Annotated in this window: 1 protein-coding gene; it reads left to right on the top strand. The window is 71.3% G+C overall.

What is annotated here, in order from left to right; translation table 11 throughout:
- Positions 1-235: 235 nt before the first annotated feature.
- On the top strand, positions 236-1,321 hold the full coding sequence (locus tag AB0O91_RS41185) for an IS110 family transposase (RefSeq protein ID WP_363444690.1): 1,086 nt from the start codon (positions 236-238) through the stop codon (positions 1,319-1,321).
- Positions 1,322-1,336: the final 15 nt, after the last annotated feature.

Raw genomic sequence — 1,336 nt, 5'->3', positions numbered from 1 at the left:
CGGCTGACAGTGATGATGTTCGTGGTGACGTCGCTGGTGGGTCTGACTCCTCGGCTGACTGACGTCTCGACTGTCCTGTTTGGGATCTGTCGGCTCATCGGTGGCGTCACCACGCACGCGGCCGGACGGGCGTTTGTGACTTCATAGGAGCCTGGCCAGAGGCCCCGTCACTGTCTTGTCCACCCGCCCGACCGGCGCGTGCCGCCCTCGGCTCGGACAATCGGCAAGGACGGACATGACCAGCATGACGCACGACAGGCGAAGGATCACAGGCGGAGTCGACACCCACGGCCTGACCCACCACGCGGCGGTGATCGATCCGCTCGGCCGACACCTGGCCGACCGCGAGTTCCCGGCCACCGTCCAGGGCTACCGGGACCTGTTGGACTGGATGCGTTCGCACGGCACCCTGATCGCGGTCGGGGTGGAGGGCACCGGCGCGTACGGCGCCGAACTCGCCCGGGTGCTGACCGCCGCCGGGGTCACGGTCGTCGACGTGGACCGGCCCGACCGCAAGACCCGCCGAATGCGCGGGAAGTCCGACCCGATCGACGCCTACGCGGCCGCCACGGCGGTGGCTTCCGGCCGGGCCGACGGCGTCCCCAAGAGCCGCGACGGTGTGGTCGAGGGCGTCCGGGTACTGCGGTGCGCCCGTCGCAGCGCGGTCAAGGCCCGCACCCAGGCGATGAACCAGATCCGCGGCCTGCTCGTGTCGGCTCCGGCCGCTCTGCGTGAGCAGGTCGCGCGCATGGAGCGGGCCGCGCTGATCCGCACCCTCGCCCGACTGCGGGCCGGTGCGGACCTGTCGACGCCGCTGGCCGCGACCAAAGCCGCCCTGCGGCGTCTGGCCCTGCGCCACCAGGCCCTCGACGAGGAGATCACCGAACTCGACGGCGAGATCGGCCCGCTGGTCAAGCAGGCCGCCCCCGGACTCCTCGCCCTGTTCGGCATCGGCCCCGAGACCGCCGGCCAGCTCCTGGCCTCAGCCGGGGACAACCCCGAACGAATGCGCTCCGAGGCCGCGTTCGCGCACCTGGCCGGGGTCGCACCGATACCCGCGTCCTCCGGCCGCACCCACCGCCACCGCCTCAACCGCGGCGGCGACCGGGCCGCCAACAACGCGCTGCACACGATCGTGCTCGTCCGCATGCGCTACGACGAGCGCACCCGCGCCTACGTCGCCCGCCGCACCAAGGAAGGCATGTCCAAGAAGGACATCACCCGCTGCCTCAAGCGCTTCGTCGCACGCGAGGTCTACCGCGCGCTCACCGGCGCACCAGCCGAACACACCACGCGAACCGACCTTGCTCCAGCCGCTTGACGTCTATAGGAGCAT

The sequence above is a fragment of the Kitasatospora sp. NPDC089797 genome (assembly GCF_040684795.1).
Lineage (GTDB): Bacteria > Actinomycetota > Actinomycetes > Streptomycetales > Streptomycetaceae > Kitasatospora.
The sequence above is the reverse complement of the archived record's forward strand: the minus strand, read 5'-3'. Positions and strand labels throughout refer to the sequence as shown.

Coding starts and splice junctions, on each gene's coding strand:
- AB0O91_RS41185 (WP_363444690.1), top strand. CDS start 236: ATGACCAGCATGACGCACGACAGGCGAAGGATCACAGGCGGAGTCGAC.